The organism is Streptomyces sp. NPDC025793, from assembly GCF_055558375.1.
In genome coordinates this window covers 325,783-350,982 of record NZ_JBVHMR010000003.1, presented here as the reverse complement: position 1 = coordinate 350,982, position 25,200 = coordinate 325,783, and the positions used below count along the sequence as shown (strand labels likewise).

At 72.6% G+C, this 25,200-nt stretch carries 23 protein-coding genes; 16 read left to right on the top strand and 7 right to left on the bottom strand.

Annotation, left to right across the window (positions count from 1 at the left end; translation table 11 throughout):
* The first annotated feature begins 36 nt into the window (after positions 1–36).
* The 4 genes from ACZ4MF_RS09060 to ACZ4MF_RS09045 all read left to right on the top strand — a co-directional run bounded on the left by ACZ4MF_RS09060 (position 37) and on the right by ACZ4MF_RS09045 (position 4,227).
* Positions 37–1,605, top strand: coding sequence for a 4-coumarate--CoA ligase family protein (locus ACZ4MF_RS09060; RefSeq protein ID WP_467491215.1), 1,569 nt, complete (start codon positions 37–39; stop codon positions 1,603–1,605).
* A 9-nt stretch (positions 1,606–1,614) separates the two neighbouring features.
* Positions 1,615–2,352, top strand: coding sequence for an enoyl-CoA hydratase family protein (locus ACZ4MF_RS09055; RefSeq protein ID WP_467491213.1), 738 nt, complete (start codon positions 1,615–1,617; stop codon positions 2,350–2,352).
* Between the two features lie 4 nt (positions 2,353–2,356).
* Entirely contained in the window at positions 2,357–2,959 is a 603-nt protein-coding gene (locus tag ACZ4MF_RS09050) for a TetR/AcrR family transcriptional regulator (RefSeq protein ID WP_467491211.1), read from the top strand.
* 233 nt (positions 2,960–3,192) lie between these two features.
* Complete coding sequence (locus ACZ4MF_RS09045) at positions 3,193–4,227, top strand: isopenicillin N synthase family dioxygenase (RefSeq protein ID WP_467491209.1); 1,035 nt, start codon at positions 3,193–3,195, stop codon at positions 4,225–4,227.
* A gap of 50 nt (positions 4,228–4,277) precedes the next feature.
* Here the strand turns inward: ACZ4MF_RS09045 and ACZ4MF_RS09040 are convergent, their stop codons facing one another.
* Entirely contained in the window at positions 4,278–5,378 is a 1,101-nt protein-coding gene (locus tag ACZ4MF_RS09040) for a citrate synthase 2 (protein ID WP_467491207.1), read from the bottom strand.
* Positions 5,379–5,640: 262 nt separating this feature from the next.
* On the opposite strand from ACZ4MF_RS09040, the gene pdxH reads away from it, so the two are divergent.
* The 3 genes from pdxH to ACZ4MF_RS09025 all read left to right on the top strand — a co-directional run bounded on the left by pdxH (position 5,641) and on the right by ACZ4MF_RS09025 (position 8,618).
* A complete protein-coding gene (gene pdxH / locus ACZ4MF_RS09035) occupies positions 5,641–6,279 on the top strand; it encodes a pyridoxamine 5'-phosphate oxidase (protein ID WP_467491572.1) in 639 nt (212 codons plus the stop codon).
* A gap of 313 nt (positions 6,280–6,592) precedes the next feature.
* A complete protein-coding gene (locus ACZ4MF_RS09030; RefSeq protein ID WP_467491205.1) occupies positions 6,593–7,051 on the top strand; it encodes a GNAT family N-acetyltransferase in 459 nt (152 codons plus the stop codon).
* 115 nt (positions 7,052–7,166) lie between these two features.
* Positions 7,167–8,618: a PAS domain-containing protein gene (locus ACZ4MF_RS09025; RefSeq protein WP_467491203.1), complete on the top strand. Its 1,452-nt coding sequence runs from the start codon at positions 7,167–7,169 to the stop codon at positions 8,616–8,618.
* Positions 8,619–8,692: 74 nt separating this feature from the next.
* On the opposite strand, the gene ACZ4MF_RS09020 is transcribed toward ACZ4MF_RS09025, so the two are convergent.
* The gene (locus ACZ4MF_RS09020; protein WP_467491202.1) at positions 8,693–9,448 is read right to left on the bottom strand and encodes an SIS domain-containing protein; all 756 of its coding nucleotides are present in this window, start codon (positions 9,446–9,448) and stop codon (positions 8,693–8,695) included.
* A gap of 216 nt (positions 9,449–9,664) precedes the next feature.
* Between ACZ4MF_RS09020 and ACZ4MF_RS09015 the strand changes: the two genes are divergently transcribed.
* Both ACZ4MF_RS09015 and ACZ4MF_RS09010 read left to right on the top strand, forming a co-directional pair.
* Positions 9,665–10,357: a metal-dependent transcriptional regulator gene (locus ACZ4MF_RS09015; RefSeq protein ID WP_055710351.1), complete on the top strand. Its 693-nt coding sequence runs from the start codon at positions 9,665–9,667 to the stop codon at positions 10,355–10,357.
* Positions 10,358–10,688: 331 nt separating this feature from the next.
* Positions 10,689–11,573, top strand: a complete 885-nt coding sequence (locus tag ACZ4MF_RS09010; protein ID WP_467491199.1) for an alpha/beta fold hydrolase — start codon at positions 10,689–10,691, stop codon at positions 11,571–11,573.
* A gap of 192 nt (positions 11,574–11,765) precedes the next feature.
* On the opposite strand, the gene ACZ4MF_RS09005 is transcribed toward ACZ4MF_RS09010, so the two are convergent.
* Positions 11,766–12,431, bottom strand: coding sequence for a bifunctional DNA primase/polymerase (locus ACZ4MF_RS09005; RefSeq protein ID WP_467491198.1), 666 nt, complete (start codon positions 12,429–12,431; stop codon positions 11,766–11,768).
* Between the two features lie 284 nt (positions 12,432–12,715).
* Between ACZ4MF_RS09005 and ACZ4MF_RS09000 the strand changes: the two genes are divergently transcribed.
* Both ACZ4MF_RS09000 and ACZ4MF_RS08995 read left to right on the top strand, forming a co-directional pair.
* Entirely contained in the window at positions 12,716–14,101 is a 1,386-nt protein-coding gene (locus tag ACZ4MF_RS09000; protein WP_467491196.1) for a transcriptional regulator, read from the top strand.
* A gap of 202 nt (positions 14,102–14,303) precedes the next feature.
* The gene (locus ACZ4MF_RS08995) at positions 14,304–15,845 is read left to right on the top strand and encodes a hypothetical protein (protein WP_467491194.1); all 1,542 of its coding nucleotides are present in this window, start codon (positions 14,304–14,306) and stop codon (positions 15,843–15,845) included.
* A 116-nt stretch (positions 15,846–15,961) separates the two neighbouring features.
* On the opposite strand, the gene ACZ4MF_RS08990 is transcribed toward ACZ4MF_RS08995, so the two are convergent.
* Positions 15,962–17,275: an ABC transporter substrate-binding protein gene (locus ACZ4MF_RS08990; protein WP_467491192.1), complete on the bottom strand. Its 1,314-nt coding sequence runs from the start codon at positions 17,273–17,275 to the stop codon at positions 15,962–15,964.
* A gap of 117 nt (positions 17,276–17,392) precedes the next feature.
* Here ACZ4MF_RS08990 and ACZ4MF_RS08985 point away from each other — a divergent pair, with 117 nt between their 5' ends.
* Together ACZ4MF_RS08985 and purU are read left to right on the top strand one after the other, a co-directional pair.
* Positions 17,393–17,893 (top strand): SCO4402 family protein, encoded by a 501-nt coding sequence (locus ACZ4MF_RS08985; protein WP_362816735.1) that lies wholly within the window; start codon positions 17,393–17,395, stop codon positions 17,891–17,893.
* A gap of 119 nt (positions 17,894–18,012) precedes the next feature.
* On the top strand, positions 18,013–18,894 hold the full coding sequence (gene purU, locus ACZ4MF_RS08980; RefSeq protein WP_356020115.1) for a formyltetrahydrofolate deformylase: 882 nt from the start codon (positions 18,013–18,015) through the stop codon (positions 18,892–18,894).
* 33 nt (positions 18,895–18,927) lie between these two features.
* Here purU and ACZ4MF_RS08975 read toward each other — a convergent pair whose 3' ends face one another.
* Positions 18,928–19,440: an EF-hand domain-containing protein gene (locus ACZ4MF_RS08975; RefSeq protein WP_467491190.1), complete on the bottom strand. Its 513-nt coding sequence runs from the start codon at positions 19,438–19,440 to the stop codon at positions 18,928–18,930.
* 176 nt (positions 19,441–19,616) lie between these two features.
* Positions 19,617–19,997, bottom strand: a complete 381-nt coding sequence (locus tag ACZ4MF_RS08970; protein WP_071372601.1) for an STAS domain-containing protein — start codon at positions 19,995–19,997, stop codon at positions 19,617–19,619.
* A gap of 356 nt (positions 19,998–20,353) precedes the next feature.
* Between ACZ4MF_RS08970 and ACZ4MF_RS08965 the strand changes: the two genes are divergently transcribed.
* Both ACZ4MF_RS08965 and ACZ4MF_RS08960 read left to right on the top strand, forming a co-directional pair.
* Complete coding sequence (locus tag ACZ4MF_RS08965) at positions 20,354–20,923, top strand: RNA polymerase sigma factor (protein ID WP_467491188.1); 570 nt, start codon at positions 20,354–20,356, stop codon at positions 20,921–20,923.
* On the top strand, positions 20,920–22,347 hold the full coding sequence (locus ACZ4MF_RS08960; RefSeq protein ID WP_467491186.1) for a maleylpyruvate isomerase N-terminal domain-containing protein: 1,428 nt from the start codon (positions 20,920–20,922) through the stop codon (positions 22,345–22,347). The genes ACZ4MF_RS08965 and ACZ4MF_RS08960 overlap by 4 nt, the downstream gene beginning before the upstream one ends.
* Positions 22,348–22,407: 60 nt before the next feature.
* Here ACZ4MF_RS08960 and ACZ4MF_RS08955 read toward each other — a convergent pair whose 3' ends face one another.
* Positions 22,408–23,919, bottom strand: coding sequence for a class I adenylate-forming enzyme family protein (locus ACZ4MF_RS08955; protein WP_467491184.1), 1,512 nt, complete (start codon positions 23,917–23,919; stop codon positions 22,408–22,410).
* A gap of 86 nt (positions 23,920–24,005) precedes the next feature.
* On the opposite strand from ACZ4MF_RS08955, the gene ACZ4MF_RS08950 reads away from it, so the two are divergent.
* Positions 24,006–25,199 (top strand): amidohydrolase family protein, encoded by a 1,194-nt coding sequence (locus ACZ4MF_RS08950; RefSeq protein ID WP_467491182.1) that lies wholly within the window; start codon positions 24,006–24,008, stop codon positions 25,197–25,199.
* Position 25,200: the final 1 nt, after the last annotated feature.

The following is a 25,200-nucleotide window of genomic DNA, read 5'->3' as shown; positions in this document are numbered from 1 at the left end:
GGGCCGACCGAGCCGCCGCTTCCGCCTGGAGGAACCGTGTTCCGCAGCGAGTACGCAGACGTTCCGCCCGTAGAACTCCCCATCCACGAGGCCGTTCTGGGCCGGGCGGCCGAGTTCGGCGACCTGCCCGCGCTGATCGACGGCACGGACGGCACCACGCTCACGTACGAGCAGGTGGACCGGTTCCACCGGCGCGTCGCCGCCGGGCTCGCCGACGCCGGCGTGCGCAAGGGCGACGTCCTCGCCCTGCACAGCCCCAACACGATCGCCTTCCCGACCGCCTTCTACGCGGCCACGCGCGCGGGTGCCTCCGTCACCACGGTGCACCCGCTCGCCACGCCCGAGGAGTTCGCCAAACAGCTCCGCGACAGCGCCGCCCGCTGGATCGTCACCGTCTCGCCGCTGCTCGGCACCGCCCGCCGCGCCGCCGAACTCGCGGGCGGCGTACGGGAGATATTCGTCTGCGACCGCGCGAGCGGGCACCGCTCCCTGACCGACATGCTCGCGACCACCGCCCCCGAGCCGCAGCCCGTCCTGGACCCGGCCGAGGACATCGCGGCCCTGCCGTACTCCTCCGGCACCACCGGCGTCCCCAAGGGCGTCATGCTCACCCACCGGCAGATCGCCACCAACCTCGCCCAGCTGGAGCCCGCCGTCCCGGCCGCCCCCGGCGACCGCATCCTCGCCGTCCTGCCGTTCTTCCACATCTACGGCCTCACCGCCCTGATGAACGCGCCGCTGCGCAAGGGCGCCACGGTCGTCGTACTGCCCCGCTTCGAGCTGGAGACCTTCCTCGCGGCCATCCAGAACCACCGCATCACCGGCCTGTACGTGGCCCCGCCGATCGTCCTCGCCCTCGCCAAGCACCCGGCGGTCGCCGACTACGACCTGTCCTCGCTGCAGTACGTCATCAGCGCCGCCGCCCCGCTGGACGCCCACCTCGCGCGCGCGTGCGCCGAGCGGCTCGGCCTGCCCCCGATCGGCCAGGCCTACGGCATGACGGAACTGTCCCCGGGCACGCACGTCGTACCCCTCGCCCGCCTGCACGACGCCCCCGCCGGCACCGTCGGCCGCCTCGTCGCCGGCACCGAGATGCGGATCGTGTCCCTGGACGACCCCGGCAAGGACCTCGCCGCCGGCGAGCCGGGCGAGATCCTGATCCGCGGCCCGCAGGTGATGAAGGGCTACCTCGGCCGCCCCGACGCCACCACCGCCATGATCGACGCCGACGGCTGGCTGCACACCGGAGACGTCGGGCACGTCGACGCGGACGGCTGGCTGTACGTCGTGGACCGGGTCAAGGAGCTCATCAAGTACAAGGGCTTCCAGGTGGCCCCCGCCGAGCTGGAGGCACTGCTCCTCACCCACCCCGGCATCGCCGACGCCGCCGTCGTCGGCTCCTACAACGAGGACGGCAACGAGGTCCCGCACGCCTTCGTCGTCCGCCGGGCCGACGCCGCCGAAGACCTCACCGAGAACGAGATCATGCTGTACGTCGCCGAACGGGTCGCGCCCTACAAACGCGTCCGCCGGATCACCTTCCTCGACACCGTCCCGCGCGCGGCCTCCGGCAAGATCCTGCGCCGCGAACTGCGGGCCCTTTAGGGAGCACCCGTGAGCACACCGATCGGCCGCACGCGCACGCGTGGCGTCGAGACCCTCAGCCTCGACGCCACCGGCACCCGCAACGCGCTCTCCGCGGCCCTCGTCTCCGGCCTGGCGGACGCGCTGACCGACTGCGCCGCGGACGAGGACGTGCGCGCCGTCGTCCTCACCCACAGCGGCAACACCTTCAGCGCGGGCGCCGACCTGCGCGACCCTCCCGAACCGGACGCCCTCGTCGGCCTGCTCCGGCAGATCGTGGAGCTGCCCAAACCGGTCGTCGCCCGGGTCACCGGGCACGTCCGCGCGGGCGGCCTCGGCCTGCTCGCCGCCTGCGACCTGGCCGCCGCGTCCGCCACGGCCACCTTCGCCTTCACCGAGGTCCGCATCGGGGTCGCCCCCGCGGTGATCTCCCTGCCGGTGATCCCGCGCACCGACCCCCGCGCCCTGGCCCGCTACTACCTGACCGGCGAGCGTTTCGGCCCGGCCGAGGCCGTCCGCCTGGGCCTGCTCACCACGGCGGGCGAGGACGTGGACGCGGCCCTGGCCCCGATCCTCGACGGCCTGCGCCGCTCCTCCCCCCAGGCCCTGGCCGAGACGAAACGGCTGCTCACGGCTAGGGTGCTGGAGACATTCGACCGGGACGCGGCGGAGCTGACCGCGCTCTCGGCCCGGCTGTTCGCCTCCGGCCCGGCCCGGGAGGGGATGACGGCCTTCCTTCAGAAGCGGGACGCGGCATGGGTGGTGTGACCGGATGAGCACGACGGCGGAACGCGACCGCGCGCCCAAACAGGACCGCAGCCGGGCCACCCGGCAGCGGCTGCTGGAGGCCGCCGTGGCCTGCCTGGCCGAGCACGGCTGGGCGGGCTCCACCGTGTCCGTCGTCGCCGAACGCGCCGGTGTCTCCCGGGGCGCCGCCCAGCACCACTTCCCGACCCGGGAGGACCTGTTCACGGCGGCCGTCGAGTACGTCGCCGAGGAGCGCTCCACCGCGCTGCGGGAACTCTTCCCGGGCGGCGCGGCCGACGACCGCCGGGCCGTCGTCGCGGCGCTCGTCGGCCTCTACACCGGCCCCCTCTTCCGCGCCGCCCTGCACCTGTGGGTCGCCGCCTCCAACGAGGACCAGCTCCGCGCGCGCGTGACCGAGCTGGAGGCCCGCGTCGGCCGCGAGACCCACCGCATCGCCGTCGAACTGCTCGGCGCCGACGAGAGGCGCCCCGGCGTCCGGGAGACCGTCCAGGGCTTCCTGGACATGGCCCGCGGCCTCGGCCTCGCCAACCTCCTGACCGACGACACCGCCCGCCGCGACCGCGTCGTCGCCCAGTGGGCCGACCTGCTGGAGCGCGCGCTCGCCTGAGCCGGTGAAGCGTGAAGCGGGCCACATCCGTATCCCGTGCGGCGCAGTACTCTTGCCGCATGCTTCCGATGCTCGTTCGCCGTCGCCACGTGGACTTCGTGCGCGTCACGAGCATGGGCTGTCGCCTTTCGGCCTGATTCAGCCCCTTTCTTCTCCCTCTTCTTACGGCATCCTGGGCGCCGCCCTACCCTCGGCGGCCTGCCCGTGGCCCACACACCCTTGTGGACGCACCCATGACTTCGCACACCGCGACGAACCCGTCGTACGAACAGCTCCCGATCATCGACCTGTCGGCCGCCGACCGCGGCTCCCAGGCCCGGGCCCTGCTCCACGCCCAACTGCACAGCGCCGCGCACGACGTCGGCTTCTTCCAACTCGTCGGACACGGCGTGACCCGGGCCGAGACCGACGCGCTGCTCACCGCCATGCGCGCCTTCTTCGCCCTCCCCGAGGCCGACCGGCTCGCCCTCGACAACGTCAACTCCCCGCATTTCCGCGGCTACACCCGCACCGGCGACGAGCGCACCGCAGGCGCCCGCGACTGGCGCGACCAGCTCGACATCGGCGCCGAACGCCCCACCCGCGTCCCGGGTGCGGGCGAGCCGCCGTACTGGTGGCTCCAGGGCCCCAACCAGTGGCCCGCCGCCCTGCCCGAGCTGCGCAGCGCCGCCCTGACCTGGATCGACAGGCTGAGCGCGGTCGCGGAGCGCCTCCTCGCCGAACTGCTGACGGCGATCGGCGCCCCGGCCGACTTCTACGCCCCGGCCTTCGGCGAGCACGCCCACCCGCACCTCAAGCTCGTCCGCTACCCCGGCAGCGCGGGCGACGGCACCGACCAGGGCGTCGGCGCCCACAAGGACTACGGCTTCCTGACCCTGCTCCTCCAGGACACGGTCGGCGGCCTCCAGGTCCAGCGCGAGGACGGCCTCTTCCACGACGTCCCGCCCGTCGAGGGCGCCTTCGTGGTCAACCTCGGCGAACTGCTGGAAGTGGCCACCAACGGCTACCTGGTGGCCACCAACCACCGCGTGGTCAGCCCGCCCGGAGCGACGGAACGCTTCTCGGTCCCGTTCTTCTACAACCCCCGCCTGGACGCGAGGATCCAGCCGCTGCCCTTCCCGCACGCGGCAACGGCTCCCGGCATCACGACCGACCCCTCGAACCCGCTGTACGCCGAGTACGGCTACAACGAGCTCAAGGGCAAGCTGAGGGCACACCCGCTGGTGGCGGAGCGGCATCACGGGAAGCTGCTGACACCGGCGGCGTGAAGGCCCTCAGGGGCACGGGGGGCGTACCCCTCAGGTATGAGGTACGCCCCTCAGTGGGCGATGTCCGCGTACCCCTCGACGTCCTGCGGACTGCGCACCCCCGGCCCCACGTACCGCGCGGAAGGCCGCACCAGGCGACCGGTGCGCTTCTGCTCCAGGATGTGCGCCGACCAGCCGGCGGTGCGGGCACACGTGAACATCGACGTGAACATGTGGGCCGGCACCTCGGCGAAGTCCAGCATGATCGCCGCCCAGAACTCCACGTTGGTCGCCAGCACACGATCCGGGCGCCGGCTGTGCAGCTCGTCCAGCGCGGCCTTCTCCAGGGCCTCCGCGACCTCGAACCGCGGTGCCCCCAACTCCCGTGCCGTACGCCGCAGTACGCGCGCGCGTGGGTCCTCGGCCCGGTACACCCGGTGCCCGAAGCCCATCAGCCGCTCACCCCGGTCCAGGGCCCGCTTCACGTACCCCTCCGCGTCCCCGGTGCGCTCGATCTCCTCGATCATGCCGAGCACCCGGGACGGCGCGCCCCCGTGCAGCGGACCGGACATCGCGCCGACCGCCCCCGACAGTGCGGCGGCCACGTCCGCGCCGGTCGACGCGATCACCCGCGCCGTGAAGGTCGACGCGTTCATGCCGTGCTCGGCGGCGGAGGTCCAGTACGCGTCCACGGCCGCGACGTGCTTCGGGTCGGGCTCGCCCCGCCAGCGGATCATGAACCGCTCGACCACCGACTGCGCCTTGTCGATCTCCCGCTGCGGCACCATCGGCAGCCCTTGCCCGCGCGCGGACTGGGCGACGTACGACAACGCCATCACGGCGGCCCGCGCGAGGTCGTCGCGGGCCTGGGGCTCGTCGATGTCGAGCAGCGGCCTCAGCCCCCACACCGGGGCGAGCATGGCGAGCGCCGCCTGCACGTCCACCCGGATGTCACCGGAGTGCACCGGGACCGGGAACGGCTCGGCGGGCGGCAGACCGGGGGTGAAGGCGCCGTCGACCAGCAGCCCCCACACGTTCCCGAACGAGACGTGCCCGACCAGCTCCTCGATGTCGACGCCCCGGTAGCGCAGGGCGCCGCCCTCCTTGTCCGGTTCGGCGATCTCCGTCTCGAACGCGACGACTCCCTCGAGTCCGGGTACGAAATCGGACATCAGGCGGCTCCTCGTGATGTGTCGGGGTGGTCACCCCGGTGATGCCCCGATCGGCCGGTGGTCACCCGGTGGTCACCCGTACGCAGGGCCCATCGGCGGGGAACCAGCACGATATCCCTCAGTGCCAGATATCGGGATACCGAACGACACTGAGTGCCACGTCTGTTCGAGACGTCTTCGGCGGCGGGTACGGCAAGATGACCGCGTGACCGACCGCGAATTCCGCCTGGAGCCCCTCGACCCCGCCCTCGATCCCGCCGCCATGCGCAAGCAGTACCGGGTCGACGGCCTCGCCGAACAGGACCTCGCCTCGCATCCCATGGACCAGTTCACGCGCTGGTTCGAGGACGCCGCGCGCACGGCCCTGCACGGCACGCTCTACGAACCCAACGCCATGGTCGTCTCCACGGCGGACGCGACGGGCCGCCCCAGCTCACGCACGGTCCTGATGAAGCAGTACGACAGCGACGGTTTCGTCTTCTACACCAACTACGACTCCCGCAAGAGCCGTGACCTCGCGGAGAACCCGCACGTCTCGCTGCTCTTCCCCTGGCATCCGATCGCCCGCCAGGTCATCGTCACGGGCACCGCCCGCCGCACCGGCCGCGACGAGACCGCCGCCTACTTCCGCACCCGCCCGCACGGCTCCCAGCTGGGCGCCTGGGCCAGCACCCAGTCCGCGGTGATCGCCTCCCGCGCCGAACTGGTCACGGCCTACGCCGACCTCCAGGCCCGCTACCCCGAGGGCGAACAGGTCCCGGTCCCCCCGCACTGGGGCGGATTCCGCGTCGTCCCCGAGACGGTCGAGTTCTGGCAGGGCCGCGAGAACCGACTCCACGACCGCCTGCGCTACGTCTCCCGGCCGGACGGCACGTGGGCGGTGGAACGCCTCGGCCCCTGAGGAACGGGACGTCCCGCGCACGCGGACGCCCCGCGCACGCAGACGACCCGCGGGCTGGGTTCCTCCGAGGAGGAGCCGGCCGGACGTACCGGCAGCCCGCGGGTCGGGTGACTGCTTGGGATAGGCCGGCTGCGTGCTCGTATCGCACGCCGGTCCGGCACCGCACAGAGCGTGGTGACGGGCCGCTAGCCCGCAGCCACCTCACGCGTCCGGTATTCATACATCTGCCGAACCACCTCCCTTCTCGTGTGCTCCACACCATAAGAAGCCCTCGGAAGCCGTTCAACCCCTTTTTTTCGTTACCGTCCGGCGCATGACAACACCCGGCATCGGCCTGAGCATCGTCCCCGTCACCGGCGACGCCATGCTCGAACAGTGGCGGCACGTCCACAACGTGATCGTCCCGCCCGCCGCGATGTCCCCGGCGGACGCGCGGGACCGGCAGGAGCGGTACCGGCTGCGGAACGCCTACCTGGGAGACGTGCTCGTCGGCTGCTCCACCGTGCGCCCGCCGGGCGGGGAGGCGGGGGCCGCGACCGTCATCGCGCGCGTGCTGCCCGGTTTCCGGCGGCGGGGGTTCGGGACGGCCCTGTACGAGGACGGGCTGGCCCACGCGCGCGTGCTCGGCGCGAGCGTGATCGAGACGTGCGTGCTGGCGGTGAACGAGGACGGACTGCGCTTCGCCGCGCGGCGGGGGTTCGTGGAGACCGAGCGCTATGTGCTCGACGGGCAGCGCGACGAGTGGGTGGACCTGCGGTGGAGCGTGGGTTGAAACTCGGGGAGTTTGCGGGAACAGGATGTGGGCTGTGTCACGTTCCAGTTGAATGAGGGCGAGTGAGCGAACCGCGCGCCGTACGGGCGCCGACGCAAGCCTCCAGGGGGTCCAGGTGAGTGCTTCCCGGCGGAGTGGGACCACCGACGAGCTGGGACCGGACGAGCCGGATGAACCGGGCGGGCCGGGCCCCTCCGGTGAGCCCGGTGAGTCAGGTGAGTCCGGTGAGTTCGGGGGTTCCGATCTGCTCGCCGCGCTGCTCGACGGCATGGACGCGGCGCTGTGCGCCTTCGACGCCGACGGGGTCGTCACGCACTGGAACCGGGAGGCCGAGCGGATCCTCGGCTGGACGGCCGCCGAGGCGGTCGGGCGGCACGGCTTCGCCGGCTGGGCGGTGCGCAGCGCCGATGCCGAGGAGGTCCAGTCCCGGCTGATGTCGGCCATGCACGCGGCGGGCCGGCAGGTGCACGAGTTCGCCCTGGTGACCAAGGACGGCGGGCGGGTGCTGGTGCGCACGCAGTCCGCCGCCGTACGCGGCCCCGACGGCAAGCCCGCCGGTCTGTACTGCGCGTTCAGCGAGGTGCACGCGCAGATCGATCTGGAGCGGTCGATCGCGCTCAGTGAGGCCCTGTTCGAGAACGCGGCATGGGGCGTCGTCCTCATCGACGCCGATCTGCGGCCCGCCGTCGTCAACGCGCACGCGGCCCGCGCGCTCGGCGTCGGCCGTACGTCCGCGCTCGGCAGGCCCCTCGGCGAACTGCTCGCCCAGGGCGCCGAGGAGCTGGAGGCCGCGCTCACCCATGTCCTGTCCGAGGGCGCGCCGCCCGCGCCCGCCGACATGTGGGTGGCCCTGCGCACCGCGGAGGGCGAGCGGCGGCGGTGCTGGCGCAGCGGCTTCGTACGGCTGGCCTCGCCGCTCGCGGAGGAGCCGGTGCCGCTCGGCGTCGGCTGGCTGTTCCAGGACGTCACCGAGGCCAAGCAGGGCGAGCAGGAGGCTTCCCTGCTGCGGTTCCGCGCCAACCAGCTGCACCGCGCGGGCCACGCCGCCGCCGAGTGCGAGGACCCGGCCGAGGCGGTCACCGTCCACCTGGACTTCGCGCTCGCCGGCTTCGCCGACCACGCCCTGATCGACCGCGTGGCCCACCCCTCGCGCGCCGCGGCCGAAGGCGGGCAGGAGGGCGCCGTACGGCTGGTGCGGCTGGCCGCGACGCCCGCGGGGGCGCCGGGACCGAGCATGCTCACCGGCGCGGCCGGGCTGCCCGTGCGCTACGCCGCCGGGCACCCGGCCGTGCAGTGCGTGGAGCGGGCCGGCTCCGTGCGCGCGGACGCCGGGTCGGTCCCGGCGGAGCTGGCGCGGCAGTGGGCGCTGGCCCGGCAGTGGCCCGACGACGCGGTGCACGCCCTGTGCGCGGTGCTGCGCAGCCGGGGCCGCACCCTCGGCGTCGTGACCTTCCTGCGCGGCTGCGGCCGCGCCCCCTTCGAGCGGTCCGACACGGCCTATGCCGAGGACGTGGCCGTACGCGTGGCGGCCGCGCTGGACCTGGCGGACGCGGAGCACGGCGCGTAGGCGATCCCTTCCGTTCGGTCCCCCGGCCCGGTCTCCCGGCTCTTCGCCTCTGTCTTCCGCCGCGGTCTTCCGGCTCAGCGCCGGTAGAAGATCCGGTCGCCGTACTCCCGCATCACCCGGCCGTTCCACTCGTGCCCGCCGTCGACGTTGCCCGAGCGCAGCAGCGGCGGCTCGATGCCGCGCTCGGCGAGAGCGGCGGCGGCGGTCGCCATGACGGCCTGCATCAGCGCGGTGGTGACCACCGTGGAGGCGGGCGCGAAGGGCGCCGGGATGGTGTCGAGGGTGAGTTCGGCGTCGCCGACGGCGATCTTCGAGTCGAGGACGAGGTCGCAGTGGTCCTTCAGGAAGGTGCCCGAGACGTGCCGGGACGTCGTCTGGGCGGCGTACGCGACCGACGTCACGCCGATGACCTTCACGCCGAGCGCGCGGGCGTTCAGCGCCATCTCGACGGGCAGCGCGTTGCGGCCGGACAGGGAGATGATCACCAGGGCGTCGCCGGCCCGGACCGGCGAGGTGTCGAGCACGGCGCTCGCGAGGCCGTCGACGCGTTCGAGGGCGGAGCCGAGGGTGGCCGGGGTGACGTCGACACCCACGACACCGGGCACGGCCAGCAGGTTCATCAGGGCGAGACCGCCGGCGCGGTAGACGACGTCCTGGGCTGCCAGCGAGGAGTGCCCGGCGCCGAAGGCGAACAGGCGGCCGCCGGCCGCGACGGTGTCGGCGAGCAGGGTGCCGGCCGCCCTGATCGGCTCGGCCTCCTCCTCGCGGACCCGTTGCAGCAGGTTGATGGCGGCGTCGAAGAACAGGTCGGCAGGCGTGCCGTCGCTCATGCGGTGCCCCTTCGCAGCGTCTGTGTCGCGGATCACCGTGCGGTCTGGACCAGTGCGGTGTCAATACGGCCGGAAGGGAGCGCCCGCAGGGGTGAGGCCCCTCGTTTTCCCGGTGCCCCCCGCTTGTCAGTGGGATCCGGCAGAATTGGTGCCGGGGCCAGCGCACGCGCCGGGCTTCGGGCAGAGGTTTCCGGCAGAGGTAATCGAGGGGCACGTATGTCCGGACTGATCGACACCACGGAGATGTATCTCCGCACCATCCTCGAACTCGAAGAGGAAGGCGTCGTGCCCATGCGAGCCCGCATCGCGGAGCGGCTCGACCAGAGCGGGCCGACGGTGAGCCAGACGGTGGCACGCATGGAGCGCGACGGCCTGGTGTCCGTCGCCAGCGACCGCCACCTGGAGCTCACGGACGAGGGCAGACGGCTCGCCACGCGCGTGATGCGCAAGCACCGGCTGGCCGAGTGCCTCCTCGTCGACGTGATCGGCCTGGAGTGGGAGCAGGTCCACGCCGAGGCGTGCCGCTGGGAGCACGTGATGAGCGAGGCCGTGGAGCGCCGCGTCCTGGAGCTGCTGCGGCACCCGACCGAGTCGCCGTACGGCAACCCGATCCCGGGCCTGGAGGAGCTGGGCGAGAAGGACGGCGCCGACCCGTTCCTGGACGAGAGCATGGTCTCGCTGGCCGACCTCGACGCGGGCGCGGACGGCAAGACGGTCGTCGTCCGCCGGATCGGCGAGCCGATCCAGACGGACGCCCAGCTGATGTACACGCTGCGGCGCGCGGGCGTGCAGCCCGGCTCCGTGGTGAGCGTGACCGAGTCGGCCGGCGGTGTGCTGGTGGGCAGCGGCGGTGAGGCGGCCGAGCTGGAGGCGGACGTCGCCTCTCATGTGTTCGTCGCCAAGCGCTGACAAGCGAAGGGCCCCGGCGCCTTGCGGCGCCGGGGCCTGTCCTCCCCTGTGCTGACCCGGAGCCCCGAGCTCTCAGGGTCATCCCCTTCGGACCGTTTTTCCCCGAGCGGTCCGCCTCCCGCCAGAAAGATCCCCTGGGCGGCGGCGATCATTCCTGGAGGGGTGTCACTCGAATGAGGGGTGTTGTCCGCGGAAACAGATCTTTCGAATAGGCATTCGATAATCTGGGACGGTACGACGCGACGACGAGCACGACAGCGACAGCGGCGAGTACGAGCGAGTACGGCAGTACACCGGTACGAGGCAGGCGGAGCTGGGGGGTGCCAAGCCCATGGCGCGACGTATCGACGTGACGGGAGCGGGCGGGGTGCGCCTGGCCGCCTGGGAGTTCGCCGACCCTCCCAAGACGGACGCGGCCGCCGCTGACCGCCCGGCTGCGGATCCCGGCGCTCCGGGCGTGCTCCTGCTCCACGGGCTGATGGGCCGCGCCTCGCACTGGGCCTCGACCGCCCGCTGGCTCGCCGCCCGGCACCACGCGGTCGCCCTCGACCAGCGCGGCCACGGCCAGAGCGACAAGCCCGCGCAGGCCGCGTACACCCGCGAGGCCTACGTCGAGGACGCCGAGGCCGCCCTCGAACAACTCGGCCTCGCCCCTGCCGTCCTCGTCGGCCACGCCATGGGCGCGCTGACCGCCTGGCAGCTCGCCGCGAAACGCCCCGACCTCGTGCGGGGCCTGATCATCTGCGACATGCGGGCCTCCGCGCTCGGCGCGGCCTCGCAGCGCGAGTGGGCCGAGTGGTTCCGCTCCTGGCCCGTCCCCTTCGCCACGCTCGCCGACGTCCGCAAGTGGTTCGGCGAGGACGACCCCTGGGTGGAGCGCCCGAACCCCGCGCGCGGCGCGTTCTACGCCGAGGTCATGCACGAGTCGGCCGACGGCTGGCGCCCCGTCTTCGAGCCGGAGCAGATGCTCGACTCCCGCGAGACGTGGGTGCACGACGCCCACTGGGAGGAACTGGCCCAGGTCCGGTGCCCCACGCTGGTCGTCCGCGGCCTGGACGGCGAGCTGGGCCGGGCGGAGGCGCAGGAGATGGTGCGGGTGCTGCCCCGAGGGGAGTACGCGGAGGTGACGGACGCGGGGCATCTGGCCCACTACGACCGGCCGGTGGCTTGGCGGGCGGCTGTGCTGCCGTTTCTCGACGGCTTGCTGGGAGACTGAGTTGCCACGCGTCTGCCGGGCCGGTGCTTCGTCGGCACGTGCGCGTGGGTGGTGGGTTCTCGCGCAGTTCCCCGCGTCCCTTGGGCCGGCGCGCATCAACGTGCCCAAGGGACGCGGGGAACTGCGCGACAAGCCACGAACCACCCGCACCCGCCGGCGAAACGGAAACCCGGCAGACGCGTGGGTGAACGGCTATCGGTCCCTGCCGCACGCGTACGCCAGCGGAGAGATCAGTTCCTCCGCGTCCGGGAGCCATCGGTTCGCCGGGGTCGGGCGGCAGGCCCACTGGACGGCGCCGCGGGAGCCGAAGCGGGTCGGCGGGGCGGCGACGTAGGAGCCCTCGCCCAGGGCCACGAGGTCGAGGGACGACAGCGACCAGCCCAGCTTGCGCACCAGCTCCGGCACCTTCGCGCAGCCGCCCGGCAGCACGAAGAACTGCATCCGCCGGTCCGGCGCCAACGCCACCGGCCCCAGCGTCAGTTGCATCCGCTCCATCCGGGCCAGCGCCAGGAACCCCGCGCTCTCCGGGACGGACAGCGCGTCGAAGGTCCGTCCCGTCGGCAGCAGGATCGACGCGGTCGGCTGCTTCTGCCACATCCGGCGCGCGACGGTCGCACTGCCGGTCGCCTGGGTCGCCCAGTCGGGGCGCGCGGGGTGCGCACCCGGCGCAGAGCAGGAGACGTCGCCGCACGAGCAGTGCTGCCGCCCGTCGGCGGCTTCCAGCCAGGTGCCGGGGAACACGTCCCAGTGCCGCTCCTCGGCGTACCGTACGGCGGTCTCCAGCAGCGTTTCCCCGCGCTGCTGCGGAATCTGACCGGTCATCTGACTGTTCGGGGCGCCCGCGATCGTCTCTTCCACGCTCCTCTCAACTCCCGCGCCCACCTGGAGTTACGGCCGTACCGCGCGCCGGGGAGGAGCATCGATTCCGCAGCCGGGGCGCATGGGTGCACGTCCGGGGGCGCGTGGGGGGAAGCGGGGCGTGGGGTGGGTAGCCAGGGAGGGGGTTGGCAACCGTCTTTACCCCGGCAAACCGCACATGTCGCGCATTGACGGTATGTCAGCTGGGCAGTGATCTTTCCGAACGGATCGACTCGGCCGGATCTTTGCTCCAGGGGATCGCAACGCATCACAGGGGGTTGTACATGGCCGCAAGGCCTCTCGTGGCGAGGCAGCCGAACGAACGGCTGCAGGCACTCATCCAGGAAGCGGGGTGCTCGAACGCCGGGCTGGCCCGGCGGGTCAACATGTGCGGGGCGGAGCACGGACTCGACCTGCGCTACGACAAGACGTCCGTGGCCCGCTGGCTGCGCGGCCAGCAGCCGCGGGGCCGGGCCCCGGCCGTCATCGCGGAGGCGCTCGGGCGCAAGCTCGGCCGTACGGTCACGATCGACGAGATCGGCATGGCCAACGGCAAGAACCTCGCCTCGGGAGTCGGTCTCCAGTTCTCGCCGACGGTACTGGGGGCCATCGAGCAGGTCTGCGAGCTGTGGCGCAGCGACGTGGGGCGCCGGGACTTCCTGTCCGGGTCCTCCGTCGCCGCCTCCGCGCTGGTCGAGCCCAGCCGCGACTGGCTGATCTCGGCGCCGGACTCCCAGGTGGCCCGGCAGGCGGGCCCGAGAGTCGGCCAGGCCGACGTCGCCGCCGTACGGTCCATGACGCAGGCGCTGACCGACCTGGACCACCAGTTCGGCAGCGGGCACGTCCGGCCGGTCGTCGTGCACTACCTCAACAGCGTCGTCTCCGGGCTGCTGGCGGGCTCCTACCGGGAGGCGGTCGGGCGAGAACTCTTCGCCGCCGTCGCCCGGTTGACCGAGCTGGCCGGCTACATGGCGGTGGACACCGGCCAACCAGGCCTGGCCCAGCGGTACTACATCCAGTCGCTGCGGCTCGCCCAGGCCGCAGGGGACCGCGGCTACGGCGGCTACGTGCTCGCCGCGTCCATGAGCCACCTCGCCGCGCAGCTCGGAAACCCGCGCGAGATCTCCCAGTTGGCGCGGGCGGCGCAGGAGGGTACGCGCGGGCAGGTGACGCCGCGGGTGGAGGCGATGTTCCACGCGGCCGAGGCGCGCGGGCACGCCCTGCTCGGCGACGCGCGCGCGGCGCAGACGGCCACCGGGCGCGCGGTCACGGCGATGGAGCAGGCCGACGACGCCTCCGGGGACGACCCGGCCTGGATCCGGCACTTCGACGAGGCCTATCTGGCCGACGAGTTGGCGCACTGCCACCGCGACCTCGGCCAGGCCGAGCAGGCGGCCCGGTACGCCGAGCAGTCGCTGGCCGGGCATCCCGAGCACCGGGCCCGCCGGCGCGCCATCGGCTATGTGCTGCTCGCCACGGCCCAGGTGCAGCAGCGCGAGATCGAACAGGCCTGCACCACCGGACTGAAGGCGGTCGAGCTGCTCCAGTCGCTGCGCTCCAACCGGGGCGCCGAGTACCTGGAGGATCTCCAGCAGCGGCTGGAGCCGTTCGGGGAGGAGGCGGTGGTAAGGGAGTTCGGGGCGCGTCTCGATCTCCAGCAGGCCGCCTGAACACCGGCCCCGCGATGCGGTGAACACACGGGAAACGGAACGCCCGGGTGTGACATGTGCCCTTGTACTGCGCATTGCGGGGCGGTTTTGTTACCACTCTCACAGGGATCGAGGTCGTGTCCTGAGCTGCGTGGCACCCGGCTCGGGGGACCCGGTAGCGTGACCCGACGATTCACAAGGTCCCCCATTAGTAGGAGTCCCGGTGACGCAGAGTGGACAACGCGAGGAGCCCTCGGCGCAGAACGCGCGCGAGGGCATCGTGCTGCCCTCCGACGGAGGCGAGCCCGTGCTGCCCGGCATGACCGGCGCGCCCGCTCCTGCCGCCCCCTCCGGCGGGCAGGCCTGGAGCGGATCCTGGGGGCCCGGACAGCAGCCGTCCCAGCCCGGCCAGGGCTGGCCCCCGGCGGCCGCCCAGCAGTGGGACGGGCCCCGGGCGAGCCCCGGCGCCCTGCCGCCCGAGGGCGCCCCGGCCCCGTCGTACGACGGCCAGGGCGGCGGCTACGGCACGCCCGCGCCGTACCCGCACCAGCCGGAGCACCAGCCGGGGTACCAGCGGCCGCAACAGCACCAGCCGGAGTACCCGCAGACCGCCGCGCCCGGCGCGCTGCCCCCGGCGGCCGACGGCGCCACCCAGTACATACCGCCGGTCCCGGCCGCGCCCGGCCCCGCCGACGAGGGCGCCACGCAGTACATACCGCCCGTGCAGGCCGCCCCGGCCGACGGCGCGACGCAGTACATCCCGCCGGTGGCCCCCGGCGCACTGCCGCCCGAGGCGAACGGTGAGCAGACCCGTTACCTCGGCATCACGCCGCAGCAGCCGGCGCCCGCGTCGTCCGACGCGGAGGCCACCCAGTACATCCCGCCGTTCGCGGCCCAGGCCCAGGGCGGGGACCGGCAGCCGCCGGCCGAGTTCGACAACCTCTTCCGCAGCGGCCCGGCGGGCGCCGACGGCGCGGCCGGATCCACCCAGCAGTTGCCGCGCGTCGAACCGCCGGGCGCCTACCCGGGCCCCGCGCAGGCGCACGCCCCGGCGCAACCGGCGTACGGCCAGTCGCAGGCGCCGTACGGAGCGCAGCAGCCGGCGTACGAACCGGCGCACGACGACGACCGGCCCCGGCGGAGGTCGCGGGTGCCGCTGATCGCGGGCATCGGCGTCGGCATCGTCGTCATCGGCGTGGGCGCCGGCGCGCTCCTCAGCGACGGCGGCGGCAAGGGCACCGACAGCAAGACGGTCGCCGCCACGTCCCCGGCCACCGGCCAGGGCAACGCCGCGCCCGGCACCGACCCGGCCCGGCAGCAGGCGGTCGAGCTGGACAAGCTGCTCGCCGACAGCGGCAGCAGCCGCGCCTCGGTGATCAACGCGGTGGCCGCCGTCAAGGGGTGCGACAACCTCGACGGCTCCGCCACCGACCTGCGCGACGCGGCCAAGCAGCGCACCGAGCTGGTCACCCGGCTGGGCAAGCTGTCCGTCGACAAGCTGCCGGACAACGCCGCCCTGACCGGCGCGCTGACCCAGGCCTGGCAGGCCTCCGCCTCGGCCGACAGCCACTACGCGGCCTGGGCCGACCAGGTCAAGGGCCAGCACAAGGGCTGCCGCAAGGGCCATGCCAAGGTCACCGGGGAGGCCCAGGCGGGCAACCGGGCCAGCGGTACCGCCAGCGAGCAGAAGGCGAAGGCGGCCGGGCTGTGGAACGCGATCGCGCAGAAGTACGGCCTGACCCAGCGCCAGCCCACCCAGCTGTGAGCCGCGGCCGCTGAGCCGCGGCCGCTGAGCCGCGGCCGCTGAGCCGCGGCCGCTGAGCCGCGGGCGCTGAGCCGTACCGCCGTCGGCACCCGCATTCCCGCCGGGGCCGACGGCGCTCACTGCACCTGGGCGTTCTCCAGCGTCTGCGTCATGTCGGCGGTCCCGCCGATGCCCTTGCGGGCCGCGACCAGCTCGCCGTTCTGCACGACCTCCAGGGTGACGTTCGCGTTGACCAGCCGCGGGAAGCCGACGGAGGAGAGCTTGCCCTCGTAGGGCCAGCTCAGCGTCGGGGTGAGGCCGCCCGTGGAGACGTGCAGACCGTTGTTGAGGGTGCGGCGCACGGCGTCGGCGGTGACGTCACCGGAGCCGATCTTCTCCAGCGCGGCCTTCAGCACGGTGTAGGCGATCCAGGTGGTCTGCACTCCGGCGTCCGCGGGGTCGATGCGGTTGTCGCCGAAGGCCTCCTCGTTGATCACCTTCTTCATCAGGTCCCAGCGCGCGTCGGTCGCCGGCGGGTACCAGCTGGTGATGTACGACCCCTCGTACGGCCCCTCGGCCCCGCCCGTGGAGTTGATCAAGGTCTGGTCGACGCTGCCGAGGACGGTCGCCATGCGCACGTCGGGATAGATCTCGCGGGTCCGGCGGAAGGAGTCCATGAAGGTGTCCGTGCGGTCCCCGAGCGCGGGCACCACGCAGCCCTTGCGCGGCGCGTCCTTGGTGGCCTCGCGCAGGGCCCGGTCGGACTGGGCGCTGTACTCGGTGACGTTCTCCTCGGCCATCTCGTCGTCCGCGTTCGCATGCCCGCCCGCCTTCAGGCCCGAGTTCAGCAGCGGGGGCAGCTCGTCGCCGGCGATGCTGTCGGGGCGGACCAGGGCGACGTTCCCGCAGCCGGCCGCGAGGGCGCGGCCGAGACCGGCGAGCAGGGCGGGCTGGCCGCCGTTGACCGGGTACGACATCTGGCCGGTGAACTCGTCGCTGGTGACGCCGTAGCCGCCTATGTACGGGATGCCGGCGCTCTCCAGCGGGGAGAGGAAGGAGTCGCCGAACTGGCTGTAGGAGCCGACGACCGCGACCACGTTCTCCTGGGAGGCCTGCCGGGCGCACTGGGCGGCGCCCACGCTGTCGTTGTGGTCGTTGCAGGTCAGGATCTCCAGCTTGCGACCGTTGACCCCGCCGTGGGCGTTGATCCACTTGCCGTAGGCGCGGGCCATCGCGGGCATGCCGGGCTTGTTGGTGGCGTCGGTGTTCTCCGGCGCCCAGGTCATGACCTTGATCGGGTCATCCCCGCCCCCCGTGGCACCGGGGATGACCCCGCATCCGGCAGTGAGCGACGCACAGAGCGCCACGGCGCCCGCGGACAGGGCGGCGGCTCTGACGGGCCGGGGGAAGGAGCGGGGGAGAATGGTGCGGTTGCGCGGCCTGCCGGTCATGTGTGCCCACGCTTCCCTCACATCACTAACCCGGGAGTGACCCTCGGTCAACGAAAGGTGACGGCGAGGTGAAATACGGGGGCGGTGAGGCGTGTGAGGCGAGGAAACGTACGATCGATGACCGTGCAAGGTTCGGAGAACTCTTCCCGTCGCGGCCGTCGCTCCTCCACCATGGGCGGCATGCCTCTAAGCGACATGCCGTGGTGGCGCTGGCGCAGCAACGTGCGTTCGGCCCTGCACATGCTCTCCGACCCCGTGTTCCAGCGCGACGTCTGGCTGGCCGGCGTGGACGGGTACGGCGACGTCACCGACGCCGTGTACCGGCTGGTGGAGGACACCTGGCTGGACAACTGGTCCGCGGAGAAATACGTCGGCACGATATTCCGGGACTCGCAGGAGGCGGCGCTCGTGGACACCGCCGTGCTGCGGGTGCTGCGCATCATGCACCAGGTCGGCCCGGACGCACCGGTCTCCGCGTATGTCGACCACCAGGGCTGGCCGGAGGCGGTGCGGGCGGCGCGGGACGCGCACGTGCGCATGTCGGTGAGCGACGGCGAGGACCCCGAGACGCCGCCGAAGACGCTGGAAGTGCTGCGCATCCTGACGCGGACCGCCTAGGACCGCCTGGAGCCTGCCCGGGACCGGACCTGCCCGGGACCTTCCGGGACCGGGGGCCGGTGTCCCGTCCTGCGGGACAATCGCCCACGGCGGGTGGTCGGCGTGAGACCCTGTGGTGCATGAATGAGCAGTCCGCGCCCGCCGCCGCGCCGTCGGCCCAGTACGTCCTCACCCTCTCCTGCCCGGACAAGAAGGGCATCGTGCACGCGGTGTCCAGCTATCTCTTCATGACCGGCTGCAACATCGAGGACAGCCAGCAGTTCGGTGACCACGACACCGGTCTGTTCTTCATGCGCGTCCACTTCTCGGCCGAGGAGCCGGTGACGGTGGACAAGCTGCGGGCGAGCTTCGCTGCGATCGGCGACTCCTTCCACATGGACTGGCAGATCAACGAGGCCGACGCGAAGATGCGCATCCTGCTCATGGTCAGCAAGTTCGGGCACTGCCTGAACGACCTGCTCTTCCGGGCCCGGATCGGCGCGCTGCCCGTGGAGATCGTGGGCGTGGTGTCCAATCACACGGACTTCCAGGAACTGGTGGGTTCGTACAACATCCCCTTCCACCACATCCCGGTGACGAAGGACACGAAGCAGGACGCCGAGGCACGGCTGCTGGAGATCGTCCGCGAGGAGGACGTCGAACTGGTCGTCCTCGCCCGCTACATGCAGGTCATCTCGGACGACCTGTGCAAGCAGCTCAGCGGCCGGATCATCAACATCCACCACTCCTTCCTGCCGAGCTTCAAGGGCGCCAAGCCGTACCACCAGGCCCACGCGCGCGGTGTGAAGCTGATCGGCGCCACGGCCCACTACGTGACGGCCGACCTCGACGAGGGGCCGATCATCGAGCAGGAGGTCGAGCGGGTGGGACACGACGTCACCCCGGACCAGCTGGTGGCCATCGGGCGGGACGTGGAGTGCCAGGCGCTGGCGCGGGCGGTCAAGTGGCATGCCGAGCGCCGGATCCTGCCCAACGGGCGACGGACGGTCGTCTTCGCCTAGCCGCCGCGGCACCGTGTCGGCACCACGGCGGGGTCACTCGGAGATCGTGAAGTACCCCGCGAACGCCGGCACGAGCTCCGCCTCGCCGAGCACGCCGTCGCCGTCCGTGTCGAGGGCGGCGGCTGCCGCCCTGGCCACGGCGTCCGGTACGCGCAGGGCCCGCAGCCCCCGCGCCGTGTCCGCGACCGTGATCCGGCCGTCGGAGTCCGTGTCCGCCACCGCCAGCGCCGCGTGCAGGAAGGGGCGGGCGATCTCGGCGAAACGGGCGGGGGTGTCGCGCAGGCGCTTGACCGCGCCGGTGACGAACTCCTCGCGGGTGATGCGCTGGTCGCCGTCCCGGTCCGCGATGCCGGCCATGCCCTGCCAGAACGCCTCCGCGCCCGCGTAGAGCGCCTGCCCCTCGGCGGAGCGGGCGGGCACGGTGAACTCGGCGAGGAGCGCCTTGGCCGCCGCGCTGAAGTCCTCGCGGTCGATCCAGCCGTTGCCGTCCTGGTCGAGGGTGGCGAACCGGGCGGCGATCCTGCGCTCGTACTCGGTGCTGACCATGTCTGTTCGGGCCGCCTCACGTGTGCGTCGGTCGATCTCGCTCGGAGCGTACGACGCGGTCGGCCGGAAGATGGCGGGAAACCGGCGGTTGTGCCAAGACCGGGGGAATCCTGCGACACATGTGTGGACTTGTCGCGAAGACCGGGGCACGCTGCGGCGCGGGGCGCTGCGGCGCGTCAGGCGGACAGCGGGTCCGCCTCGTCGGACGTGGCGGAGTCGAGGTCGGGGCGGACGTCGAAGAGGCGGCGGACGCCGAGCGCGCCGAGGACCCGGTTGACGTGGGAGCCGTCGACCGCGCCCCGGTCCGGCAGGATCAGCCGCAGCCGGCCCTGACAGGAGCGGATCAGCCGGCGGGCGGCGATGAGGACGCCGACCCCGCTGGAGTCGCAGAAGAACACGTCGGAGAGGTCGACGACGAGGCTGTGGTGCCCGTCGGCGACGACGTCGTGCACCCGCTGGCGCAGCACTGGCGAGGTCATCAGGTCCAGTTCCCCGGACACCCGCAGGACGGCCCACTCGCCCTGTTCGACGCCGGTCACGTTGAATGCCACGGCTATGCCCCTCCGCTCGCCGGAACTCCCGGAACCGCCTGAGCCGCCAGAAAACGGAAGCAGTTCCTACGCTTGCTTTCGCGCGGCTGCCCAGCGGCCGTTCCCTGAAACGTCGGGTAGGAAACCGGACGTGATCGACAAGGGGCTTGTTTCGGTCACTATCGATCGTGTTCGATCAGATGTGTCGTGGGGATGCTCGCGCATCGTGTGAAGCTTATGTGAAGAGGGCACTATCACCTGCGGTGCCTCCCGGGGCGCGCATTGACACAAAGGGGCGTGCGCTGTCAGAGGTGCCGACTACATTCGAGAAGACGGTGCAGACACGCTGTAGGGCCGGAGCACGGGCGAGGGGAGGGGACCGCATGGCCGCGAAGGACGTACCGCCCCGCTGGGACCGCAAGATGCAGCAGCGCCTCGCCCGCGGCGAGGCGGCCGCCCTGGGCGAGCTGTACGACAGGTTCGCCTCGCTGGTGCACAACCTCGCCCACCGTGTCCTCGGCGACGAGAAGGCCGCCGACATCGTCACCCGCGAGGTCTTCGCCCACGTCTGGGAGCACCCCGAGAGCTATGACCCCCGGCAGGGCCCGCTGCGCTCCTGGGTGGCCGGCGTGGCCCACCGGCTCGCGGTGCAGCGGCTGCGCGACTGCGAGACCGCCGCGCTGCCCCGGGAGGCCGGTGCCGCCGAGGAGCTGGAGCGCAAGGTCCGCCGCGCCTCGGTCGCCGCCCGCGCCGACTTCATCGTCCACTCCATGCCTGCCCCGCTGCGCGCCGCGCTCGAACTGGCCTACTTCCAGCGCAGGGACTACCGCCAGACCGCCGTCGACCTCGGCGTCACGGAGGACGAGGCCCGCCGCCGGCTCCGCCTCGGCCTGCAACTGCTCTCCACCGCCCACGACACCGGGGCGCCTCCGGGACACGGGGGTGCGGTGTGAGCGGCGCGGGCCGGTTCGAGGCACACGACGAGCACGAGGGCCCCGAGGAGGAGCACGGGAGGCGCGCGGAGCACGGGAGTCACCGGGGCGACGGCGCCGCCGGTCCCGCTGAGCGCGACCACCCCGGGCGGCGCGACGGCGACGGCGACGGTGCCGGTGACGGCCCGGGGCAGCTGACGCCCGGCTCCGGCGCGCCCGTGCCGGACCGTCCCCGCATACCGACGCCCCGCGCCTCCGTGGAGGACGGCGGACAGCCGCTGCCCGACCTCGCCGACCTGGGAGATCCCGCCCCCGTGCCGCTCGACCTGCCGCACGACGTCCTGAAGTCGCTCCTCGGCGCCTGGGCGCTGGCCGCCTGCTCGGCGGCGGAGACGGCGGCCGTCGAGGACCATCTGGGCTCCTGCGGAAGCTGCGCCGACGAGGCCCGCCGGCTGCGCGAGGCGGTCGGCCTGCTGCACCAGCCGGAGAGTCTCGACCTGGACCCGGGCCTGCGCACCCGCGTCCTGGAGACCTGCCTGGACCGCCGCCCGCCCCGCATCCCGCTGCCGCGGTGGGCGGCGCCCTACGACGCCGAGACCGCCCGACTCGACGCCCTCCTCCAGGACTTCGGGGACGCCGAGTGGCATGCGCCGGTCCGGCTGCGCTGGTTCGAGGGCGACGCCGCGGCGAGCCGGCGTACGACCGTGGCCGGGGTGATCGCGCACCTTCTCTCCGTGGACGGCATGATCGCACTCGCCCTCGGCCTGGAGGACCCGCTGAGCGATGCCACCGACGCGGACGGCACCGGTGCGACGGACCCGGCCGGACGCACGGAAGCCTTCTGGCGGACCTCTCGCTTCCCGCCGACCCGCTCGGTGCGCGGACCCTGGCGGGAGCAGAGCCACAGCCTGGTGCGCACGGTGGCCTTCACGGGCAGCCACGCGGGCGGACTCCCGGTGTCGTACGGCGACTTCTCCCTCCCGCTGCACGACGCGATGCTGGACCGCGCCTTCGAGTGCTGGGTGCACGCCGAGGACATCGCGGAGGCGGTCGACTACCCCTACGACCCGCCCGCGCCCCGGCATCTGAACAAGATGATCGACCTCACGGCCCGCATGCTCCCGGCCGCGCTGGCCGAGCGGCGCCGCGCGGGCCGCTCCGCCCCGGGCGGCACCCCGCACCTGGTCGCGGCGGGCGCCCCCGGCCGCAGCCTGCGGCTGGAGATCGAGGGCGCGGCGGGCGGCGAGTGGCTGATCCCGCTGGACTCCCCGGCAGCGGTGGGCTCGGCGGAGTTCGAGGTGGCCCATGTCGCCCTGGACGGCGTGGAGTTCTGCCGCCTGGCGTCCGGCCACATCCCACCGGAGGAAGCGGCCGCAGGCCAGGACGGCGACCGCCAGGCGATCAGAGACGTGCTGTTCGCTACGGCGGGGTTGAGCCGGATGTGACCGTGTCCTCCACGAGCTCCGTCCCGCGTGAACGCGAACGAAGCCGGTTGCCCGGGCCGCCTACGGCAGCGGTCCCGAGAACCGCTCCCGCAGCTTGTACTTCAGTACCTTCCGCAACGTCTCGTTCCTCGGCAGCGCGTCCACCACCTCCAGCCGCTCCGGCAGCTTGTGCACGGAGAGGCCGGCCGTGCGCAGGTAGGAGACCATGTCCGGAAGGGTCAACTCACGGGCTCCCGACGGCTGTTCCACCACCGCGCACACCAGCTCTCCCCGGCCCGCGTCCGGCAGGCCGATCACGGCGGCGTCCGCGACCAGCGGGTGGGCGGCCAGCAAGTCCTCGATCTCCTTGGCCGAGATGTTCTCGCCCTTGCGGATGATCACGTCCTTCAGGCGTCCGGTGAGGACCAGATGGCCGGAGGGCGTGACGTGGCCCAGGTCGCCGGTGCGCAGGAAGCCCTCGGCGTCGAAGGCGGCGGCGGTCTGGGCGGGGTCCAGATAGCCCTGGCAGACGGCCTCGCCGCGCAGCCGCACCTCGCCGTCGGTGATGCGGATCTCCATGCCCCGCGGGGGGCGGCCCTCGGTCGTCGCCAGGTTCTCGGCGGTGTCCCACGGGTCGCCCATCGTGATCATCGGGACCTCGGTCATGCCGTACCCGTGCGTGAGCTGGACGTCCATCTCGCGCACGACGGCGTGGTAGACCTCCGGCGGCTTCGGGGCGCCGCCGCCCGCGAGCAGGCGCAGGGAGGGGATCAGCTTCGTCCCCGGCGGCTGGGTGCGCTGCTCGGCGAGGAAGAGCGAGTAGAAGGCCGTCGAGCCGCCGGCCACGGTCACCCCGTGCCGCCGGTACTCCGCGAGCGCGTCCGGCAGCGCGAAGTGCTCGAACAGCAGCGCCGGGAAGCCGTACAGCAGGAGCATCACCAGGTAGTCGGGGCCGCCTATGTGGGCGTAGGGGAAGGCGATCGAGCCCACGTCGTCGGCCGTCAGCCGCAGCGCGTGCGCCAGGCAGGAGCCGCCCGCGAGCAGTGAGCGGTCGGTGTGCAGCACGCCCTTGGGGTCGGAGGTGGTGCCCGAGGTCCAGTAGATCCAGCGCACCGAGGTGCCCCCGGCGGGCGGGGCGGGGAGCGTCGAGGGGGCGCCGTCCGGCAGGGTGTCGTACGCCTCGAAGATTCCCTTCGCGCCGAGGCGTCGTGCCATCTCCGTGTGGTCGTGGCCGCGCCACACGCCCGGGACCGCGAAGAACTCCGCCCTCGACTCGCGCAGCGCGAAGCCGACCTCGCGGTCCCGGTAGAAGGGGATGACCGGGGACTGTACGGCGCCCAGGCGGGCCAGTGCGAGGGACAGCAGGACGGTCTCGACGCGGGTGGGCAGCTGCCAGGCGACCACCGTGCCGGGGCGGACTCCCATGCCGTACAGCCCGGCCGCCACCCGCTCGGCGCGCGAGCGCAGCTCGCCGAAGGCGAGCGTGCGGTCCCGCTGGAGCAGCACCGGGCGGTCGGGGGTGAGGGCCGCGCGGCGGACGACCAGCTCCCACAGCGTGCGGGAGGAACTCAGGGAGTGCGGGGTGTCGTTCACGTCGGCCCCCTCCTTGGCTGACGACGCGTCAGGTAGCATGTTATCTGACGAGTCGTCAGATAAGTATCGTCCGGCGGAGGGGAACCATGACCGAACTGCCCCGCATCATCAGCGTCGACGACCACGTGATCGAGCCCGCCCACCTCTTCGAGACCTGGCTCCCGGCCAAGTACCGGGACCGGGGTCCCAAGCCGCTGACCGCCGGGATCGGGGAGCTGGCCTACGTCGCCGGGAAGTACCAGATCACCATGGACCCGGCGGGGCAGCCGACGGACTGGTGGATCTACGAGGACCTGAAGTTCCCGTACAAGCGCAACATCGCCGCCGTCGGATTCGACCGCGACGAGATGACGCTGGAGGGGATCACGCGCGAGCAGATGCGGCGCGGGTGCTGGGACCCCGTCGAGCGCCTGAAGGACATGGACCTCAACCACGTCGAGGCCAGCCTCTGCTTCCCGACCTTCCCGCGTTTTTGCGGCCAGACCTTCGCCGAGGCGCACGACAAGGAGGTCGCCCTCGCCTGCGTGCGCGCCTACAACGACTGGATGGTGGAGGAGTGGTGCGGGGACAGCGGGGGGCGGTTGATTCCGCTGTGCCTCATCCCGCTGTGGGACGTCGGGCTGGCCGTCGCCGAGATCCGGCGCAACGCCGAGCGCGGGGTGCGGGCGGTCACCTTCTCCGAGATCCCCAGCCACCTCGGGCTGCCGTCCATCCACTCCGGCCACTGGGACCCGTTCTTCGCCGCCTGCCAGGAGACCGGCACGGTCGTCAACATGCACATCGGCAGCAGCTCGCAGATGCCCGCCGCCTCCCCCGACGCCCCGCCCGCCGTACAGGCCTCGCTCAGCTTCAACAACGCGATGGCCTCGATGATGGACTACCTCTTCAGCGGGGTCCTGGTGAAGTTCCCGCAGCTCAAACTCGCCTACTCCGAAGGCCAGATGGGCTGGGTGCCGTACGCCCTGGAGCGCGCCGACGACGTGTGGGAGGAGCACCGGGCCTGGGGCGGGGTCCGGGACCTGATCCCCGAGCCGCCGTCGACGTACTACTACCGGCAGATCTTCTGCTGCTTCTTCCGCGACAAGCACGGCGTCGCCTCGATCGACGTCGTCGGCCGCGACAACGCCACCTTCGAGACCGACTACCCGCACGTCGACTCGACCTTCCCGCACACCAAGGAGGTCGCCCTCGACCATGTGAAGGGTCTGGACGACGAGACCGTCCACAAGCTGATGCGGGGCAACGCCATCCGCATGCTGGGACTGGACCTCGACAAGTAGG

Excerpts from the sequence above, each read along its gene's own strand:
- ACZ4MF_RS08990 (WP_467491192.1), bottom strand. The coding sequence starts at position 17,275 with ATGACCGGCAGGCCGCGCAACCGCACCATTCTCCCCCGCTCCTTCCCC.
- ACZ4MF_RS09045 (WP_467491209.1), top strand. The coding sequence starts at position 3,193 with ATGACTTCGCACACCGCGACGAACCCGTCGTACGAACAGCTCCCGATC.
- purU (WP_356020115.1), top strand. The coding sequence starts at position 18,013 with ATGAATGAGCAGTCCGCGCCCGCCGCCGCGCCGTCGGCCCAGTACGTC.
- ACZ4MF_RS09000 (WP_467491196.1), top strand. The coding sequence starts at position 12,716 with ATGGCCGCAAGGCCTCTCGTGGCGAGGCAGCCGAACGAACGGCTGCAG.
- ACZ4MF_RS09030 (WP_467491205.1), top strand. The coding sequence starts at position 6,593 with ATGACAACACCCGGCATCGGCCTGAGCATCGTCCCCGTCACCGGCGAC.
- ACZ4MF_RS08965 (WP_467491188.1), top strand. The coding sequence starts at position 20,354 with ATGGCCGCGAAGGACGTACCGCCCCGCTGGGACCGCAAGATGCAGCAG.
- ACZ4MF_RS09010 (WP_467491199.1), top strand. The coding sequence starts at position 10,689 with ATGGCGCGACGTATCGACGTGACGGGAGCGGGCGGGGTGCGCCTGGCC.
- ACZ4MF_RS09050 (WP_467491211.1), top strand. The coding sequence starts at position 2,357 with ATGAGCACGACGGCGGAACGCGACCGCGCGCCCAAACAGGACCGCAGC.
- ACZ4MF_RS09020 (WP_467491202.1), bottom strand. The coding sequence starts at position 9,448 with ATGAGCGACGGCACGCCTGCCGACCTGTTCTTCGACGCCGCCATCAAC.
- ACZ4MF_RS08985 (WP_362816735.1), top strand. The coding sequence starts at position 17,393 with ATGACCGTGCAAGGTTCGGAGAACTCTTCCCGTCGCGGCCGTCGCTCC.
- pdxH (WP_467491572.1), top strand. The coding sequence starts at position 5,641 with ATGCGCAAGCAGTACCGGGTCGACGGCCTCGCCGAACAGGACCTCGCC.
- ACZ4MF_RS08975 (WP_467491190.1), bottom strand. The coding sequence starts at position 19,440 with ATGGTCAGCACCGAGTACGAGCGCAGGATCGCCGCCCGGTTCGCCACC.
- ACZ4MF_RS09040 (WP_467491207.1), bottom strand. The coding sequence starts at position 5,378 with ATGTCCGATTTCGTACCCGGACTCGAGGGAGTCGTCGCGTTCGAGACG.
- ACZ4MF_RS09015 (WP_055710351.1), top strand. The coding sequence starts at position 9,665 with ATGTCCGGACTGATCGACACCACGGAGATGTATCTCCGCACCATCCTC.
- ACZ4MF_RS08950 (WP_467491182.1), top strand. The coding sequence starts at position 24,006 with ATGACCGAACTGCCCCGCATCATCAGCGTCGACGACCACGTGATCGAG.